We start from the raw sequence: 16,888 nt of genomic DNA on the forward strand, positions 1-16,888 counted from the left end.
AGTAGTATGTTATCAATGTTTCAGTATGAATTTCTGCAAAATGCCTTTCTAGCAGGGATTGTTATTGGTATTATAGCTCCGCTGTTGGGTGTGTTTATTGTAGTTCGAAAACTCTCCTTAATTGCAGATGCTCTTAGCCATGTAACCCTGACCGGAATTGCATTCAGTTTGTTACTAAGTAAGGAAGTGCCTGCACTGGGTCCTATCAATCCTTTATATATGGGGATGGCCTTCTCGGTAACGGGATCGCTTTTTATAGAGCGACTGCGTTCCGTGTATAAACATTATCAGGAACTTGCCATTCCAATCATTCTTTCCGGTGGAGTAGGGCTGGGAGCAATTTTTATCTCGCTCGCTAATGGCTTCACGACTGATTTATTCGGATATTTATTTGGAAGTGTCAGTGCGGTAAGTCGGACAGACTTATGGATTGTTTTGGCAATCAGTATTGCTGTTATCGCAATTGTTATATTCTTATATAAGGAATTATTCCTTTTATCCTTTGATGAGGAGCATGCTAAAACCTCCGGAATACCGGCTAAAGCGATTCACTTTATCTTTATCGTGCTCGTTGCTTTGGTCATTGCCATTTCTATGAGAATTGTAGGTGTCCTGCTTGTTTCTTCATTAATGACTTTACCGGTAGCGGCTGCCTTAAAAGTAGCAAAGGGCTTTAAACAAACCATTTTTATTTCCATTCTGTTTGGAGAATTGGCTGTAATAGGGGGGCTATTCACATCCTATTACTTAAATCTTGCTCCGGGTGGTACAATCGTTGTATTGGCAATCATCATTCTTTTAATCACAATTTTTATCAAGAAATGGAGAATGACTGCGTAAGGAGGTAGCTGAAGATGGATGTTAAAGAAGCAATACAACTCTTGAAAGATAAGGGATACAAATACACTGAGAAGCGTGAAGATATGCTTGAACTTTTTTCGAAGAGCAATCGTTATTTAACAGCCAAAGAAGTCCTTGAAAAATTGAAAAGCTCATATCCGGGTATGAGCTATGACACGATATACCGAAACTTATCCCTGTATGCAAACTTAGGAATTCTGGAAACCACTGAGCTATCTGGTGAAAAAAGATTCCGTTTTGCTTGTGTTGGAAATCATCATCACCATCATTTCATTTGTATGGAATGTGGGAAAACTCGTAATGTAGAGTTATGTCCAATGGAAAAAATAACAGAGGACTTTAAAGGGTATGATATTTCAGGACATAAATTTGAAATATACGGAAGATGCCCGGATTGTTTGCAGGAGAATATACAACAAAGTAACTAGAAAGGAGCCATTCTGTGATTTGAGAGTGGCTCCCTTTTATTATCGATTTTCCTTAGTCCAATGGTTTACCCACTGATAGGCTTCCATCCAATTTTCCACTCTAATCACATTGTTTGGAATGGCCATCCGATTATAAGGAGCGTCAAATAGGATGACCGGAATTTCACATTCTTCAGCAATTGCAACGGCGTTATCGTGCTTATCCTCAAAGAAAAGATCGATTTCGTGTTTTTTTACGGTTGCAATTTTATTATGCGTACCGATTAATTCGATGTGGTGATAGAGTAAATCGTTTTTACTGAACCACTCCTTTGTAACTGGCAGTAAAGTTTGGTTTCTGGCACTGATGAAATACAATTCATATAGTTCTTTCCATTCCTGTAAAACTCTTTTGGCATCCTTTGCCATAGGTGATTCAGAATAGATGATGGGTTCGTGTTTTTGAAACCAAAGATCAAATTCATGCTCTGGAACATTTACAAACGGATAAAATTCATATTGGTTAATATCCTCTAATGTTAATTGTAAGCGAAAGGCTTTGTTGATATAAGGAAGCATGGAATCCTGTGTAGTGATGGTACCATCAATATCTATTCCAAAACGTTTAGGTTTTGACATGAAGCATTTCCTCCAAAATATGTTTGTCTGTAGTTTACATCAAAATGCGACAAATTGCTTTTCTAAATTTTGTAGATTCATGCAACAATCTCTGCTTATGAGTAAGCCTTTTATGGAGCAAACTAGGAAGGCTCCAAAAAAGGAAGGTGGGGAACGCTATTGTCAGCCTCAAAAAGACATTGGACTGCCAGGAATAAAAGAGATAAATTTAAAAATGAAGACGTGTGTCAAAAGCTCAATTATCGTGAGGAGACAGGAGCAGAATTTATGGATTCTGTTGAATACAGACGTCAAAGTCAAACAGAAAATAATAATAAGACCACTTCTAAAGTAAGCAGCTTTGGTATAGTGGCGTTAGCCTTGTCAATTGCCTCTCTATTTTTTATGCCGGTGATTTTTGGGACAATTGGCATTGTCGCAGGGATTTTTGCGATGAAAACTGAATCGCGTATGATGGGGATAGCAGCAATAGTAATTGGTGTATTTTCTGTTGCTGCTGGTCTTTTGGTATATCCCTTTTTCTAATACAGTAGGCCTGAATCGTTTCGTATCTCAAATAGTTTAGGGATTGGATTTTTATCCAATTCCTCCATTCATAAATAACAGATATAAAACAAAGAACTTCAAAATAAAGATTATTTTGAAGTTCTTTGTTTACATATATTAGGCGAAAGAATAAATTCTAATACCTTTAATTAAGTTTGAAATTTCTGGTTCAAACCTGAATGGATTCTGCTTGAATTAAGACAGGCTTGCTTTTTCTTTCTCAATTCTTTGTTTTTCGTAATACTCTTCAGCAAGGATATCGATTTCCTTTTTAAGTTCCTCAACCATTACTTCTTCCGGTACTTTACGAACGATTTTACCCTTGCGGAACAATAGACCTTCTCCGCGAGCACCAGCAATGCCGATATCTGCTTCTCTTGCTTCGCCAGGTCCGTTAACGGCACAACCTAATACTGCCACTTTAATTGGAGCTTTAATTTTTTGAATATATTCATCCACTTCGTTAGCAATGGAAATTAAATCAATCTCTATACGTCCGCATGTCGGACATGATATTAAGGTAGCAGAATTGGCTGATAAACCAAATACTTTTAACAGCTCTCTGGCTACTTTGACTTCTTCTACTGGATCAGCACTTAAAGAAATACGCAATGTATTCCCAATGCCTTTACTTAATAAGGCACCAATACCGGCAGAACTCTTGATCGTTCCTGAGAATAATGTACCGGATTCTGTGATTCCAAGGTGAAGTGGATAATCAAAGGCCTGTGCTGCCTTTTCATAGGCTTCAATTGCCAAGCGTACATCAGATGCTTTCATTGATACGATGATGTCATGGAAGTCTAAGTCCTCAAGAATTTTTATATGATGTAAAGCACTCTCAACCATACCGTCTGCAGTTGGGTAACCGTATTTTTCAAGGATTTTACGTTCTAAAGATCCTGCGTTGACCCCGATGCGAATTGGAATCCCTTTCGCCTTAGCTGCTTTTACAACGGCTTCCACTTTTTCGCGTCGGCCGATATTGCCCGGGTTAATACGGATTTTATCAGCTCCGCCTTCAATCGCGATTAAAGCCAGACGATAGTCAAAGTGAATATCAACTACTAAAGGTATATTAATACGTTTTTTTATTTCAGAAATTGCATGAGCAGCCCGTTCATCAGGACAAGCTACACGTACAATTTGGCAGCCCGCTTCTTCTAAACGATTTATTTCCGCGACTGTTGCTTCTACATCATGTGTCTTCGTTGTCGTCATACTTTGTATTATAACTTCATCGTTGCCACCGATAGTCAGTGGTCCCACTTTTACGGGGCGGGTTTTTGTACGATGTATTAGTTCACTCACTGGTCATTCTCTCCTTTTAGGCTGTTTGCCTCAATACCAATAAATATATTATCTTCTAAATTATTGTATCAGCGTTTTAGCTAAAATAACAATAAAGTTGATTATGAATTGGCTATTTAGTAATTTTTAAATCGGTAAGTTTGTCCGATTTCTATTTCTTCCGGTTTCATTCCGTTATTTAATAAAGAAAAGTCTTCAATCATTTGATCAATCGGTACTGGGATAGTACCTTCATTTTTCTCTATTATAGTAAGAACGGTATCTCCCGGCTCTACTTTTATATTATAGTAGTTTTCATTCATTTTATCCATATTCTCGGAGGAGTAGGCAGGAAGGGTGCCTACACTTATATCAAAATATATTGAGTAAGCTACTATACAAAAGCCGATAAACAGGATTATTCTTTTCATCTCTTTTAGCACTCCCTCCATCTTTTACTAGAGTATATGAAGTTAGTAGAGATAATAGAATTGATTTTGAAGGATTTTTTAGATTTATCGTTTAGATAGAATAGAGGAGGTTTTTGAGCTGAATGATGATCAGCATTTAATAATAGAGGATACATATAAACCCTTCCGCAAAAATTCGGAAGGGCTGCACTTTATGATTGTATGGTCTTTTGTTTACTTTTTGGAATAGGCATTTCTTTAATAGTCAGGTAGATCATCATTAATGTAATAAACCATTTGACATAAACATCACCTATTACAGGAACCTGAATAAAATTCATAAAAGTAAAGAAGGTTACGGCTAATGTAAAGCTGTAAGTGGCTATCCTCCACTGCTGTCCAAAAGTAGCTTTTCTGTTCATAGAAGTTACAAATAAGCCGGTAAGATAGGCTAGAAGTGTAATCTCCAAGAAGAATATGGCTGTTGTAAATAAATACATGACTAACATACATAGACCGATTATTATGTATAAAGATGTTTTTGCAGATTTAATATAATCGCTGGCCTTCTCATTCGTTAATTCAAGACCAGGTATCATAGAATACGGAATGGTTTGTGATTCCCCGTCTGCAGCAATGACAAATTCATCCTGTAGTATTCCAAAGTCTACTCCAGTAGGGCTGGTGATATCATTTGCATTCAGACTACCAGTGCTGTCAAAATGGAACGTAGCTACATCATCATTAATAATGACAGGTAATGATTCATCTGAATGAAGTCTGCCATCTTTAATTTCAAAGTCAGGAAATTCTGTCGTTAATGCTTTTGCCATATGATCTGCCCCATCTAGGATTGCATTTGTAAGATAGATCGATGATGGTAAAATAGTTAATAGAGATAATAAAAAAGCATAGAGGATGGTTTTCCCTATACCCTGAAAGCGAAAGGACGCAATATGCTTTGGCGAGTATAGGCTTTTAATAAATTGTGAGAATATATTCATGGGCTACAACACCTTTTTTTAAATTCATTCTTTATTCTATCTGGCTTATGTTGATAAGACAAGAATGTTCTGCTTATTATAGCGAAACAAATCGAAAAAGTGTTAAATGTGTATTGAATTAGGGTATTTGAGAGGAGTGTCGAAGATGGATTGGATGTATTGGCTTATTATTTGGCTGGTATTTATTATTGGGTTTGTAGGATTGATATATCCTATTATTCCAAGCGTTCTATTTATAGTAGGTGGAATGCTTTTATACGGGGTATTCTTTTCATTTGAACCGTTTTCGTGGTTTTTCTGGATTGTACAGGGAATGTTTGTTTTACTGTTGTTTGGAGCAGATTATTTGGTCAATCTTTTTGGTGTTAAGAAATTTGGAGGTTCAAAAGCAGGTGTTTGGGGTAGTACAATAGGATTGCTGATTGGACCGTTTGTTATTCCTTTTCTTGGTATTATACTGGGGCCGTTTTTAGGTGCAGTCATAGCTGAATTGTTGGTACATAAACAATCGCTAAAAAATGCAGTGAAAATTGGTATGGGTTCTGTCGTTGGATTTGTTGGCAGTGTGATAACCAAATTTATCATTCAGATTATTATGATTGTCTATTTCTTTATCCGAGTACTCTGATAAGGCATAAAGGTTGAAATAAACGGTTTCAATTGCTAATCTAAAGATAAAGACTTTCGTAACACATGAACTTACAGAATTGCCCGAAAGTACTTATTCTTACAATTATTAGGAGGAGAGAATTATGGCTTATTCTTTACCACAATTACCGTATGAGTATGATGCGTTGGAGCCTCATATCGACAAAGAAACAATGAACATTCATCACACAAAACATCATAACACGTATGTGACTAACTTAAACAATGCTTTAGAAGGACAGGAAGCATTAGCGGCTAAGAGCTTGGAAGACCTTTTAGCTGACATTGAATCTGTACCTGAAAGCATTCGTACTGCTGTTAGAAACAATGGCGGTGGACATGCTAACCACACTTTATTCTGGGATATTCTATCTCCTAATGGAGGCGGACAACCAGAAGGTGAATTAGCTGATGCACTAACAGCTAAATTCGGAAGCTTTGAAAACTTTAAAGAAGAGTTTGCAAAAACTGCTACAACTCGTTTTGGTTCTGGTTGGGCTTGGCTTACTGTTAAAGATGGCGAACTAGAACTTTACAGCACTGCTAATCAGGATTCTCCATTAATGGAAGGTAAAACACCAATCCTGGGTCTTGATGTTTGGGAGCATGCATACTACTTAAACTACCAAAACCGTCGTCCTGAATACATTAATTCTTTCTGGAATGTTGTAAATTGGGATGAAGTTTCTAAGCGCTACGCAGCAGCAAAATAATCGTATAATAAAAAATGTGGGTACAGGAAACGGATCCGATTCGTTTCCTGTATCTTTTTTTGTGCAAAAATAAAGGATTGTGCTGTTAACAAATACCAAATGATTTAAATCTACATAAGAGGATTATCTACAGGAAAACTAACCGGAAGTGAAGGGGAGTTTTTATGAAAATGGATAATCAATTTGTCAATAAAATAAAAACAAATAAAGAACTTTATATCCTTTTGTTGATTGGAGCACTTTATTCATTAAGTACGGCTCTTTCCAATACTTTTGTTAATATCTATTTATGGAAACAGTCTGAGGCATTGATCAACCTGGGGATTTATAATCTATCCGTTGTAGTCCTTCAGGGAGTTACTTTTATTTTGGCAGGAAAATTGGCTAAACACATAGATCGTATTATTGTATTAAGGATCGGGATTTTATTTTTAGCTGCATTTTATATAGCGGTACTGACCTTCAGTTCTACAAATCACTTTTATCTTGTTATGATTGGTGGTTTACTGGGGATTGGCTATGGATTCTATTGGCTTGCTTATAATGTACTGACCTTTGAAATAACTGAACCTGAAACAAGAGATACATTTAACGGACTCCAGGGGATAACGGGATCCATTGGTGGGATGATTGGTCCTTTTTTTGCGGGATATATTATTACAGTTTTGACTGGTAACAATGGCTATCTGCTCATTTTTGGACTTTCCTTATGTTTGTTTATCGTGGCAGTACTTGTCAGTTTCTTATTAAAAAGCAGAGCAGCTAATGGAAAGTATATGCTGAAGCGTATTCTTGATGAAAGAAAAAATAGTAAGGATTGGAGAAGAATTACATATGCCAATTTTTCACAGGGGCTAAGGGAAGGGACGTTTCTCTTTGTTGTTTCCGTTTTTGTATTTGTCGAAACGGGTAGCGAAATGGCCTTAGGTACATATGGATTAATTAGTTCAGGAATATCGTTTATTGCTTACTTTTTAGTCAGCAGATATTTAAAGGTTCGTTACCGGAAATGGTCGATGCTGGTGGGAGTCATATTCCTTTATGGTTCAATCTTTTTTTTGATATATCAAGTGTCATTCACTAAACTGCTTACATATGCGTCTATTCTTGCTGTAGCTTATCCCTTATTGCTTGTCCCTTATATGTCTGTCACGTATGATGTAATAGGACGATCCTGGAAAGCAGGCGAACATCGTATTGAATATGTGGTAATCCGGGAATTATTTTTAAATATGGGAAGAGCCGTATCGATTCTTATATTTATATTGTTTATTAAAACTCTGCCTGAAAGTACGGGCATCAAAATATTACTATTGTTATTAGGATCCGGCCATCTGTTTGTTTACTATTTTGTAAAAGATATCAAGATGTATTCAACTAAAAGTTGATGGAATCTTTTACTTCTGTTAATCTTTAAAAATTGATAATAAAATGATAAGGAATGTGTATTAGAAGGGATGGGGACAGTGAAAGTCAGAAAAAAGAAAAAGAAAAAACATGTACCTGTTCGGCTGAATTTACTGTTTTTCGCAGTATTTGTAATGTTTTCTGCATTAATACTCCGTTTAGGAATCGTTCAGATTGTATATGGAGATGACTATAAACGTGAAATAGAACGGACAGAGGATGTAACTGTGAGCAATTCTGTGCCGAGGGGAAAAATATATGACCGAAATGGAAAAATCATCGTTGATAATCAACCTTTATATGCGATAACTTACACACGTACACAAAAAACCTCAAGCAAAGAGATGCTTGAAACTGCTGAAAAACTTTCTAAGCTAATTGAGGTTGATACTGATAAAGTTCGTGAACGGGATAAGAAAGACTTTTGGATTTTAAACAATCCAGAGGCTGCTAAAAAGAAAGTAACAGAAAAGGAATATCAGCAATTAAGTGATGGAAAGCTGACAGATGATGATATTTACAAATTACAGCTTGAGCGTATTACTGAAAAAGAAATTGATTACAGTCAAAGTGAATTGGAAGTGCTGGCGATCTATAGCAAGTTTATTGCCGGTTACTATCTAACTCCGCAAATTGTGAAAAATAAAGGAACGACATATGAAGAGGTAGCGAGAGTTAATGAGCAGATTGAATCTCTTCCAGGAGTTGATACAACAACAGATTGGGAACGTAAATATGCGTATGGTGATACGCTTAAATCTGTTTTAGGTAAAGTATCAAGTGCCAGCGAAGGATTGCCCTCTGATAAAACAAGTTATTATTTAGCTCGGGGCTACAGTCGAAATGATAGAGTTGGAACCTCATACTTAGAACAACAATATGAAGATTTATTACGCGGTCAACAGGAGAAAATTAGAAATGTAACGAATACATCCGGCGATATTGTCAGCACGGAGGTTATTTCTGAAGGACAAAGAGGTAAGGATCTTGTATTAACCGTTGATATGGATCTTCAAATAGCTACAGAAGAAATTATTGAAAAGCAATTGAAGGAAAAGAAAGCAAGCGGGAATACAAAATATCTCGATCGTGCTTTTGTTGTTGTAACGAATCCTAATACTGGTGAACTCTTAACTCTGGCTGGTAAACAATATGCAGCCGATGATAAAGGAAAAATGCAAATGAATGATATGGCATTGGGAACATTTACTTCATCCTATGCCATGGGCTCTTCAGTTAAAGGAGCAACTATTTTAACTGGATACCAGACCGGTGCAATAAAACCTGGACAAGTCATTTATGATGGACCAATGAAGATTAAAGCCACGCCAATTAAAAAATCATGGAAGAATTTTGGGAATATTAGTGACATTGAAGCACTTAAAGTATCCTCCAATGTCTACATGTTTAAAACAGCGATTGCTCTTGGTAAGGGAAACTATGTTCCGGGAGGCTCCCTGAAAGTTAATAACTCAGCATTCAGCACAATGAGAAATTATTACAGTCAATTTGGTTTAGGTGTTAAAACAGGTATAGACTTACCTGGTGAACAAATCGGCTATAAAGGATCCTCGCAGGGTGCCGGATTATTAATGGACTTTTCCATTGGCCAATACGATACGTATACTCCATTGCAGTTGGCTCAATATGTTTCTACCATTGCAAACGGAGGTAACCGTATAAAACCGCATGTGTTAAAACAAGTCCGTGAGCCAGTGGATAATGATGAAGATAATACGCTTGGACCGGTTATTAAAGAGGTTAAAACAGAAGTGCTGAATACTCTTCCGATGAAAACTGAATGGATTGAACGTGTCCAGGAAGGATTTAGACAAGTTACCCAATCCACCGGAGGAACCGCCTACTCTTATTTTGGAAATGCTGACTATAAACCAGCAGGTAAAACAGGGACAGCGGAAGCCTTTTATGATGGACCTAAATGGGAAAAGGGTACTGTACAGCCAGAAACCTATAATATAACCTTTGTCACCTATGCTCCTGCCGATAACCCGGAAATTGCCATGAGTGTAGTAGTACCTTGGGCTTATCAAAATTCGTCAGGACATAAAATGAATCTCGAAATCGCAAAAGAAGTTTATGAAAAATACTATGAATTAAAAGAAGAACGAGCTAAACAAAAATAAAAGATTAATAGAAAATGGGGTCTGCCTGGGTTTATGGGGCAGACCCTTTTTTATTTACTGCCTTCATAATTTGGGTAATTATCATTCATTTTGGATTATTATTACAAAAAACAGTGTGATTTCTAGTACTTTCCAGGCATCTTTACAATAAAATTATGATTTTTTACACTACGTTTACAATTCCTTAATAGAGTATTTAAAATCTTTCTTTACTATAGAAAATGTAAAGGACGAAAATTAAAAATCACAAATAAAAACAAGAGTATACGGGAGGATTGGAAATGCGTAGAAGGAAATCAGCATTTATGATTACTTTGATACTTATGATCGGATTGCTGGCAGCTTGTACCAGTAATAATGGGGGAGGAGCAAAGGCGGGAAGCGGCTCTGAAGAAGAAGGATACACAGGGATCATAAATGCAGCTGGTTCTACAGCTTTACTACCATTGGCAGATGAAGCAGCAACTGAATTTATGGCGAAAAATCCAAATGTATCGGTTACTGTTCAAGGCGGTGGAAGCGGAACAGGTATAAATCAAGTGGCGAGTGGTGCAGTTAATATCGGAAACTCTGATCTTCCTTCAGCAGATAAAATTGAAGATGAGAAATTAGCGGAAGAACTGGTCGATTATAAAGTAGCCGGTATTGCGTTTGGCATAGTGGTGAATGATGATGCCAATGTAGATAATTTAACAATTGAACAAATTCAAGGAATCTTCTCCGGAAAAATTAAAAACTGGAAAGAGGTTGGCGGAGCTGATTCGGAAATAAATGTCGTGAACAGACCAGAATCATCAGGCACACGATATGCCTTTGAAAAAACAATCATGAAGGATGTCAGCATGGATACAGGGGTTGGAACAACTCAGGATTCTAACGGTGCTGTAGAAAACTCGATTAATTCCACACCTGGTTCTATTAGTTATCTGGCTATGAGTTACCTTGCTGAGGGGAAAGGCTCATCCTTAAAACCGGTAACTATTAATGGAGCTGAACCCACAATTGAAAATGTGGTAAATGGCAGCTACCCTTTTTGGTCCTATGAATATATGGTAACGAAAGGAGAAATAGGCGGAGCTGTTAAAGGTTATATGGATTTCATTAGGAGTGATGAGTTTGCCGAAACTGTTACGAAAATGGGATACATTCCAATGTTAGAGCTAGAAAATAAAGAATAATTCCAAGGATGAAGTAAACAGGAAGTCAAACAGCCTGGTTATCATCTGTTTGCCGGAAGGAGCGAAAAGGCTTGAATGATCATAAACCAATCAACTATTGGAAAAGTGAATATATCGGACGGATTCTTGTTACATTATGTGGACTATTAATCGTCGTAACAACTTTGGCTATTATTGTTTTTATAACAGGAAAGGGTATTCAGTCATTTACAAACAGTAATATCTCTATAGTGGAGATGTTGACCTCAACAAACTGGAGTCCCAATGATGGGGAATATGGAGCTTTGATATTTATCATCGGTTCTATACTTGTATCAATTGGTGCCATTGTTATCAGTGCACCTATTGCAATAGCTCTAGCAATATTTACGAACTTTATTTCCCCGAAATTCGGAAAAAAGGTCTTGCAGCCGGTTTTGGAATTGCTGGTTGGTATTCCATCCGTTGTTTATGGTTTGCTAGGTGTGACTTTATTAGTTCCCCTACTTAGAAACACATTCGGCGGAGTAGGATTCAGTTTAACAGCCGGGATAATTGTACTTAGTATCATGATATTACCGACTATTGCAAGCTTGGCAACAGATGCGTTAAAAAATGTCCCGCCACAGCTTCTGGAAGCCTCCTATGGGCTCGGTTCCACGAGATGGCAGGCAATCAGCCGAGTAATCATTCCTGCCGCAAAGAATGGCATCTTTACAGGAATTGTTATGGGGCTTGCCCGTGCTTTTGGTGAAGCACTTGCCGTTCAGATGGTTATCGGAAATACGGTTAAATTGCCGACTGGCTTAAATGATCCCACGGCAACGTTAACTGGAATTTTAACGATGGACATGTCTAATACAATGAATGGAACTGCATGGAATAATGCATTATGGAGCCTCGCGCTAATACTTTTAATCATGTCATTCTTATTCATCATGATTATTCGTTTTATCGGGAATAGGGGGGCACAGAAATGAATGCTAGAACAGTAAATAAAATCTGGACGAGTATTTTCTATATCGTTGCTATTTTTGTCATTATTTTATTGAGTTATTTAGTATTTGAAATACTCAAAAAGGGCTGGGGTTTCTGGGACCCATCTTTTCTAACTGGTCGTTCCAGCAATATAGATGCTGGTGGGGGAATCGGATATCAGCTATTTAACTCTTTCTATATGTTGATTATTACTCTGATTATCTCCGTACCACTTGGCTTAGGCGCAGGTATTTATTTGGCGGAGTATGCCAAACCCGGTAAGTTATTAACGTTTATCCGATTATGTATTGATACGATGGCATCTCTTCCGTCCATTGTAGTTGGTTTATTTGGTTTATTGGTATTTGTCACAGCTACAGGTTGGGGGTACACCATTATCGGTGGGGCACTTGCAATTACGATCCTGAATTTACCGAGTTTAACACGTGTCAGTGAAGCGGCCATTACAGAGGTATCAGCCGGAGTTAAAGAAGCCAGTCTGGGACTTGGGGCTACCAAATGGCAAACAATTGTAAAAATTGCTCTTCCTACAGCAATGCCTCAAATTATAACGGGAGTTATCCTGGCAGCTGGCCGTATTTTTGGTGAAGCAGCAGCGTTAATTTTTACAGCAGGATTGACAACACCAATCTTGAATACAGCAGCCGATCTAACAAGTCCGGTTAATCCTTTTAATATATTCAGACCTGCAGAGACATTGGCTGTTCATATTTGGAAATTAAATTCTGAAGGAATTGTTCCGGATGCAACGGCAATCGCGACGAAATCAGCAGCAGTCTTGATTATTATGGTATTAATCTTTAATCTCCTTGCACGTTTATTCTCAAAAATTATCCAAAAACATTTTGAAGGCGGCAAAAGTAAAACAAAACAAAAGGCATCTGTGTCTTAAGTGAAATCACCATTACCAAGGGGGAAATTGAGATGATAGAATTAAAAGAAGCCAACCCGGCTAAAACGGAAAAGTCTAGTAAACTTGTTTACGATACACAGGGTTTGGATTTGTGGTATGGTGATCACCATGCTTTAAAGGATATTAATCTTGCCATTAATGAGAATGAAGTTACAGCCATTATTGGCCCATCTGGATGTGGGAAATCTACTTACATTAAAGTATTGAATAGAATGATTGAACTTGTTCCAAGTGTACGTACTTCTGGTGATATATTTTACCGGGGACAGAATATCTTTGATAAAGATTTTCAAGTGGAAGAATTACGGACAAAAGTTGGCATGGTATTTCAGAAGCCAAATCCTTTTCCAAAGTCTATTTATGAAAATGTAGCATACGGACCTAAAATACATGGTATTAAAAACAAAAAAGAATTGGATGAAATTGTAGAAAAAAGCTTGCGTGGCGCAGCAATCTGGGATGAAGTGAAGGATCGATTGCATACAAATGCCAACGGTCTATCAGGCGGACAGCAACAACGTATTTGTTTGGCGCGATGCCTAGCCGTTTCTCCTGATGTGATATTAATGGACGAACCGACTTCTGCATTAGATCCAATTTCAACATTAAAGGTTGAAGAACTTGTACAAGAATTAAAAGAGAAATTCAGTATTATTATCGTTACGCATAATATGCAGCAAGCAGCTCGTATATCTGACAAAACTGCCTTCTTCTTGAACGGTGAAGTCATTGAATATGACAAGACAGATAAGATTTTCTCAAACCCATATGATAAGAGAACAGAAGATTATATAACAGGACGTTTCGGATAAGCCAGATCATTTTGAAGGGAGAATAAAAAAATGGTTTTAAGAGAAAAATTCGAGAGCGAGCTAAAGGAATTAAAGCTTAAAGTAATAGATATGGAACGTTTTGCTTCATCTGCCTTGAATAAATCGTACCAAGCGTTGCTGAAAAATGATGTAGAGCTAGCACTTTCTGTTATAGAGGATGATAAAAAGCTTGATAAAATGGAAGAAGAGCTTGATGAACTGGCCATCCTGATGATTGCAAAGCAGCAGCCTGTTGCAACGGATTTAAGGCATATTGTTTCAGCTATTAAAATCGGTTCTGAAATTGAACGGGTTGGTGATTATGCAAAGAATGTTGCCAAAACTGCGATTAGATTATCAAAGGAAGAAAAGCCCTTTGTTAATGAGGCTGTAGGCGAAATGCACGCTACTTGTATGAAAATGCTTGATATGTTCAATAAATCCTTTATGGAGGAAAATATTGTCCTTTCTAAGGAACTTGCAGAGCTCGATGATACAGTGGATGATTTATATGGACAGGAAATCCGTAAAATACTTGAAATGAAGCATCCTGAGTCTGCTACGGTTAACGAAAATTCTCAGTTATTGTTTATTGTCCGCCACTATGAAAGAATAGGCGATCATATAACTAATATGGCGGAAGAAACCCTTTATATGATTAAAGGAAGACACTATCATTTAAATGAATAGAATTGTGATAATAAAAATGGAGATTCCCATATAGGGAACTCCATTTTTTCTTGTTCCTATTTTTAATGCTTAAAAAAACAATGTCTTTATGCCCTGAAAACCAAAATATACTCCAAAACCGACCAGAGAAATTCCAGAAAAGGCTGAAATAGCTTTCAAGCTAGTGTCATTCAGAAATCTTCTGAACCCAGTTGTTAGAAAGGCAACGGTAATGTCCCAAAAAGTTAGCCCGAGAAAAATCATCAAGCTGTACACGAGAAGAGAGCTTGTGCCGTACGAAGTAACTGTTTTAGCGAGAACCGACCCATATATCCCTATCCAAAAGAGGATAGATAATGGACTTGTAATGGACATTATAAATCCAGTTAAAAAAGATTTTGATAACGAGTCCTTCGTACGATAATCTTCCAATGAAAGTGTATGGACCCTCAAAATGCTTTCAATTCCGGTATAAATAAGAACAAATCCTCCAAAGAGCCACAGGAAAATCTGGACATATGGAATCGTAATAAATTGTACAAAACCCAAATAGACCAATAGCATGAATATTCCATCCGCAATCATAGATCCTGCGCCTACTACCCAGGCGTGTAAAAAACCGTTTTTGATCCCCTTATCAATTCGGGCTGAGTTAACCGGACCAATGGGTGCTGCCAATGTTATTCCTAACAAAAAATAACTAAACATAATATGTCCGCTCACGCTTTCACTCCATCTTCTTATGTATTAGTAACTTGTACATATTATGAGGAAAGGTGGATAAGTATAACAGTTTTATTGAGGTTGTAAAAGCGTTTAACTAAAACTCTAGCTTTATCCGACTAATGGACAATCCTTAAAGAGGTTTATAAATTGGTGACTTGGATATAAGAAAATAACATTTATTAATAAAAGGGGGATGAGAAGAATGAAAGAAAGAGACACAATAGAAGTGAATGGTGTACCTATAACCTATTTTCTGAGTGAAAAAGCTGTTCATATTGACAATAATAAAGAATTGGAATCCATCATCCCAAATCCTAAAACAGCCATTGAGCTGGCAAGGAAACTGAAAGCAAACTATCAAAAGAAATACGGAAGGGAATTATCGGTATCTGAGCTTTCTATGGCTATTGAAATCTATGGTCATATCTTTCCAGAAAAACTGGCCAAAGCTATAAAAGAATTGCCCTTACCTAATTTTGTTGATCAGGCGATGAAAAATTTGATTGAAAAGGCCGATATTATCGATTCAGGGGAAGAGAGTATTGATCAAAATAGAAAAATCTGGGATGTTATTGCAAAGGTCATCCCAGTTTAAAAGCTGCCATTTTGATGCACTATTTCCCCTTCGTTAAAATGGCAGATAAGGCAGCATAGTCCATGTTTTTATAAACTGTATAGGTCCCGGTTTGAATTTTTTTTGTGAGATCCCGATCATTCAAGTAGGTGGAAAACGTTTCGGTATCCTCGATCACGCGCTCCTCTTTTAATAGGCTAATAATCTCGTCGGAAGCCATTCCAGGCTTAATCGATAATTTAATGGCTACAGTTTCTTCTTTATTACTTTGTTGATTTTCTGATTTTAGTTGATTAATAGATTGAAGGTTCTTTTGATAGTTATCCCACTCACTTTTTGATAAAACATGATAACCAGCCTCCTGTAGAGTTTTATGGGCGTCCTCGCTTGAAATGGGCACATTTGTAGCTGCTGATTCATCTGTGGCAAGATAATATGCCGTAAATACGCTTGTGGCTAAAAAAATACCTGCAGCTGCTCCAGATATGTATAGTCGGTTCAATGAAGATCGCCTCCCTGACTTTCAAGGATTCTAATTACCTCATTGTTTGATAATGCAGATTGTCTGGAAATTTGTTCAATCGATAATCCTTGTTTGTACAAATGAATGACCTGATTTTGAATAACCGCGTGTATGGACGAGGAATTAGTTAAAAAAGATACCTCTGATAACGATTCCTCGTGCAGGATTTCCTCCTCAAGTGCACGAATTCGTTTTTTTAGTATATACATTTCTTGTACATGCTCTAATGATAACTGTTCAATCTCTTTTTCTACTTTAGTTTCCTGTCCTTTATAAAATAACGATAGCAAGAATAGTAAGGCAGATAGAGAAAATAAACTAATCATAATGATTATCATGAATACCCTCCCAAATTAAATTACAATCCCTATTGTACAACAATTTTCACTTGATTTTGGTAAAAATATATGAAAAAGGAAGTATTGCTCATAATTTGGAAGTAGGTA

Annotated in this window: 20 protein-coding genes; 13 read left to right on the forward strand and 7 right to left on the reverse strand. The window is 37.0% G+C overall.

The window, feature by feature from the left end; translation table 11 throughout:
- Positions 1 to 6 precede the first annotated feature (6 nt).
- Together AC4D4B_RS06190 and AC4D4B_RS06195 are read left to right on the forward strand one after the other, a co-directional pair.
- Positions 7 to 840 carry a metal ABC transporter permease gene (locus AC4D4B_RS06190; RefSeq protein ID WP_066105169.1) on the forward strand — a complete coding sequence of 278 codons (834 nt, stop codon included), beginning with the start codon at positions 7 to 9 and terminating at the stop codon, positions 838 to 840.
- 14 nt (positions 841 to 854) lie between these two features.
- Positions 855 to 1,289 (forward strand): Fur family transcriptional regulator, encoded by a 435-nt coding sequence (locus tag AC4D4B_RS06195; RefSeq protein WP_066105166.1) that lies wholly within the window; start codon positions 855 to 857, stop codon positions 1,287 to 1,289.
- Between the two features lie 39 nt (positions 1,290 to 1,328).
- On the opposite strand, the gene AC4D4B_RS06200 is transcribed toward AC4D4B_RS06195, so the two are convergent.
- Positions 1,329 to 1,907 (reverse strand): 5' nucleotidase, NT5C type, encoded by a 579-nt coding sequence (locus AC4D4B_RS06200; protein WP_490999430.1) that lies wholly within the window; start codon positions 1,905 to 1,907, stop codon positions 1,329 to 1,331.
- A gap of 159 nt (positions 1,908 to 2,066) precedes the next feature.
- Between AC4D4B_RS06200 and AC4D4B_RS06205 the strand changes: the two genes are divergently transcribed.
- Positions 2,067 to 2,432, forward strand: a complete 366-nt coding sequence (locus AC4D4B_RS06205; RefSeq protein ID WP_490999431.1) for a hypothetical protein — start codon at positions 2,067 to 2,069, stop codon at positions 2,430 to 2,432.
- 216 nt (positions 2,433 to 2,648) lie between these two features.
- On the opposite strand, the gene ispG is transcribed toward AC4D4B_RS06205, so the two are convergent.
- From ispG to AC4D4B_RS06220, 3 genes are all read right to left on the reverse strand, one after another.
- Entirely contained in the window at positions 2,649 to 3,764 is a 1,116-nt protein-coding gene (ispG, locus tag AC4D4B_RS06210) for a flavodoxin-dependent (E)-4-hydroxy-3-methylbut-2-enyl-diphosphate synthase (RefSeq protein WP_490999432.1), read from the reverse strand.
- Between the two features lie 116 nt (positions 3,765 to 3,880).
- The gene (locus AC4D4B_RS06215; RefSeq protein WP_490999433.1) at positions 3,881 to 4,174 is read right to left on the reverse strand and encodes a hypothetical protein; all 294 of its coding nucleotides are present in this window, start codon (positions 4,172 to 4,174) and stop codon (positions 3,881 to 3,883) included.
- A 191-nt stretch (positions 4,175 to 4,365) separates the two neighbouring features.
- On the reverse strand, positions 4,366 to 5,157 hold the full coding sequence (locus AC4D4B_RS06220) for a DUF1189 domain-containing protein (protein ID WP_490999434.1): 792 nt from the start codon (positions 5,155 to 5,157) through the stop codon (positions 4,366 to 4,368).
- Between the two features lie 145 nt (positions 5,158 to 5,302).
- Here AC4D4B_RS06220 and AC4D4B_RS06225 point away from each other — a divergent pair, with 145 nt between their 5' ends.
- The 9 genes from AC4D4B_RS06225 (at position 5,303) to phoU (ending at position 14,640) form a co-directional block, all read left to right on the forward strand.
- On the forward strand, positions 5,303 to 5,785 hold the full coding sequence (locus tag AC4D4B_RS06225) for a DUF456 domain-containing protein (RefSeq protein WP_490996653.1): 483 nt from the start codon (positions 5,303 to 5,305) through the stop codon (positions 5,783 to 5,785).
- Between the two features lie 124 nt (positions 5,786 to 5,909).
- Positions 5,910 to 6,518: a superoxide dismutase gene (locus AC4D4B_RS06230; protein WP_490996654.1), complete on the forward strand. Its 609-nt coding sequence runs from the start codon at positions 5,910 to 5,912 to the stop codon at positions 6,516 to 6,518.
- 170 nt (positions 6,519 to 6,688) lie between these two features.
- Positions 6,689 to 7,906, forward strand: a complete 1,218-nt coding sequence (locus tag AC4D4B_RS06235; protein WP_490999435.1) for an MFS transporter — start codon at positions 6,689 to 6,691, stop codon at positions 7,904 to 7,906.
- Between the two features lie 78 nt (positions 7,907 to 7,984).
- Positions 7,985 to 10,069 carry a peptidoglycan D,D-transpeptidase FtsI family protein gene (locus AC4D4B_RS06240; protein WP_490999436.1) on the forward strand — a complete coding sequence of 695 codons (2,085 nt, stop codon included), beginning with the start codon at positions 7,985 to 7,987 and terminating at the stop codon, positions 10,067 to 10,069.
- A gap of 281 nt (positions 10,070 to 10,350) precedes the next feature.
- Complete coding sequence (locus tag AC4D4B_RS06245; protein WP_490999437.1) at positions 10,351 to 11,247, forward strand: phosphate ABC transporter substrate-binding protein PstS family protein; 897 nt, start codon at positions 10,351 to 10,353, stop codon at positions 11,245 to 11,247.
- Positions 11,248 to 11,318: 71 nt separating this feature from the next.
- Positions 11,319 to 12,206, forward strand: a complete 888-nt coding sequence (pstC, locus tag AC4D4B_RS06250) for a phosphate ABC transporter permease subunit PstC (protein WP_140462016.1) — start codon at positions 11,319 to 11,321, stop codon at positions 12,204 to 12,206.
- Positions 12,203 to 13,117, forward strand: a complete 915-nt coding sequence (pstA, locus tag AC4D4B_RS06255; RefSeq protein ID WP_490999438.1) for a phosphate ABC transporter permease PstA — start codon at positions 12,203 to 12,205, stop codon at positions 13,115 to 13,117. The genes pstC and pstA overlap by 4 nt, the downstream gene beginning before the upstream one ends.
- Before the next feature lie 32 nt (positions 13,118 to 13,149).
- The gene (gene pstB, locus AC4D4B_RS06260; protein ID WP_490999439.1) at positions 13,150 to 13,950 is read left to right on the forward strand and encodes a phosphate ABC transporter ATP-binding protein PstB; all 801 of its coding nucleotides are present in this window, start codon (positions 13,150 to 13,152) and stop codon (positions 13,948 to 13,950) included.
- Between the two features lie 30 nt (positions 13,951 to 13,980).
- Positions 13,981 to 14,640, forward strand: a complete 660-nt coding sequence (phoU, locus tag AC4D4B_RS06265; protein WP_066105126.1) for a phosphate signaling complex protein PhoU — start codon at positions 13,981 to 13,983, stop codon at positions 14,638 to 14,640.
- A 69-nt stretch (positions 14,641 to 14,709) separates the two neighbouring features.
- Here phoU and AC4D4B_RS06270 read toward each other — a convergent pair whose 3' ends face one another.
- Positions 14,710 to 15,327, reverse strand: coding sequence for a LysE family transporter (locus tag AC4D4B_RS06270; RefSeq protein WP_066105670.1), 618 nt, complete (start codon positions 15,325 to 15,327; stop codon positions 14,710 to 14,712).
- A gap of 220 nt (positions 15,328 to 15,547) precedes the next feature.
- On the opposite strand from AC4D4B_RS06270, the gene AC4D4B_RS06275 reads away from it, so the two are divergent.
- Complete coding sequence (locus AC4D4B_RS06275) at positions 15,548 to 15,940, forward strand: hypothetical protein (RefSeq protein WP_490999440.1); 393 nt, start codon at positions 15,548 to 15,550, stop codon at positions 15,938 to 15,940.
- 19 nt (positions 15,941 to 15,959) lie between these two features.
- Here AC4D4B_RS06275 and AC4D4B_RS06280 read toward each other — a convergent pair whose 3' ends face one another.
- Positions 15,960 to 16,421 carry a hypothetical protein gene (locus AC4D4B_RS06280; protein ID WP_490999441.1) on the reverse strand — a complete coding sequence of 154 codons (462 nt, stop codon included), beginning with the start codon at positions 16,419 to 16,421 and terminating at the stop codon, positions 15,960 to 15,962.
- Positions 16,418 to 16,780, reverse strand: coding sequence for a hypothetical protein (locus AC4D4B_RS06285; RefSeq protein WP_490999442.1), 363 nt, complete (start codon positions 16,778 to 16,780; stop codon positions 16,418 to 16,420). The genes AC4D4B_RS06280 and AC4D4B_RS06285 overlap by 4 nt, the downstream gene beginning before the upstream one ends.
- Positions 16,781 to 16,888 lie beyond the last annotated feature (108 nt).

The organism is Pradoshia sp. Z6_59 (genome assembly GCF_058267515.1).

Bases quoted from the DNA above. Each gene is read 5' to 3' on its own strand.
- AC4D4B_RS06190 (WP_066105169.1), top strand. From the start codon at position 7: ATGTTATCAATGTTTCAGTATGAATTTCTGCAAAATGCCTTTCTAGCA.
- AC4D4B_RS06195 (WP_066105166.1), top strand. From the start codon at position 855: ATGGATGTTAAAGAAGCAATACAACTCTTGAAAGATAAGGGATACAAA.
- AC4D4B_RS06200 (WP_490999430.1), bottom strand. From the start codon at position 1,907: ATGTCAAAACCTAAACGTTTTGGAATAGATATTGATGGTACCATCACT.
- AC4D4B_RS06215 (WP_490999433.1), bottom strand. From the start codon at position 4,174: ATGAAAAGAATAATCCTGTTTATCGGCTTTTGTATAGTAGCTTACTCA.
- AC4D4B_RS06220 (WP_490999434.1), bottom strand. From the start codon at position 5,157: ATGAATATATTCTCACAATTTATTAAAAGCCTATACTCGCCAAAGCAT.
- AC4D4B_RS06225 (WP_490996653.1), top strand. From the start codon at position 5,303: ATGGATTGGATGTATTGGCTTATTATTTGGCTGGTATTTATTATTGGG.
- AC4D4B_RS06230 (WP_490996654.1), top strand. From the start codon at position 5,910: ATGGCTTATTCTTTACCACAATTACCGTATGAGTATGATGCGTTGGAG.
- AC4D4B_RS06235 (WP_490999435.1), top strand. From the start codon at position 6,689: ATGGATAATCAATTTGTCAATAAAATAAAAACAAATAAAGAACTTTAT.
- AC4D4B_RS06245 (WP_490999437.1), top strand. From the start codon at position 10,351: ATGCGTAGAAGGAAATCAGCATTTATGATTACTTTGATACTTATGATC.
- pstA (WP_490999438.1), top strand. From the start codon at position 12,203: ATGAATGCTAGAACAGTAAATAAAATCTGGACGAGTATTTTCTATATC.
- pstB (WP_490999439.1), top strand. From the start codon at position 13,150: ATGATAGAATTAAAAGAAGCCAACCCGGCTAAAACGGAAAAGTCTAGT.
- phoU (WP_066105126.1), top strand. From the start codon at position 13,981: ATGGTTTTAAGAGAAAAATTCGAGAGCGAGCTAAAGGAATTAAAGCTT.
- AC4D4B_RS06270 (WP_066105670.1), bottom strand. From the start codon at position 15,327: ATGTTTAGTTATTTTTTGTTAGGAATAACATTGGCAGCACCCATTGGT.
- AC4D4B_RS06275 (WP_490999440.1), top strand. From the start codon at position 15,548: ATGAAAGAAAGAGACACAATAGAAGTGAATGGTGTACCTATAACCTAT.
- AC4D4B_RS06285 (WP_490999442.1), bottom strand. From the start codon at position 16,780: ATGATAATCATTATGATTAGTTTATTTTCTCTATCTGCCTTACTATTC.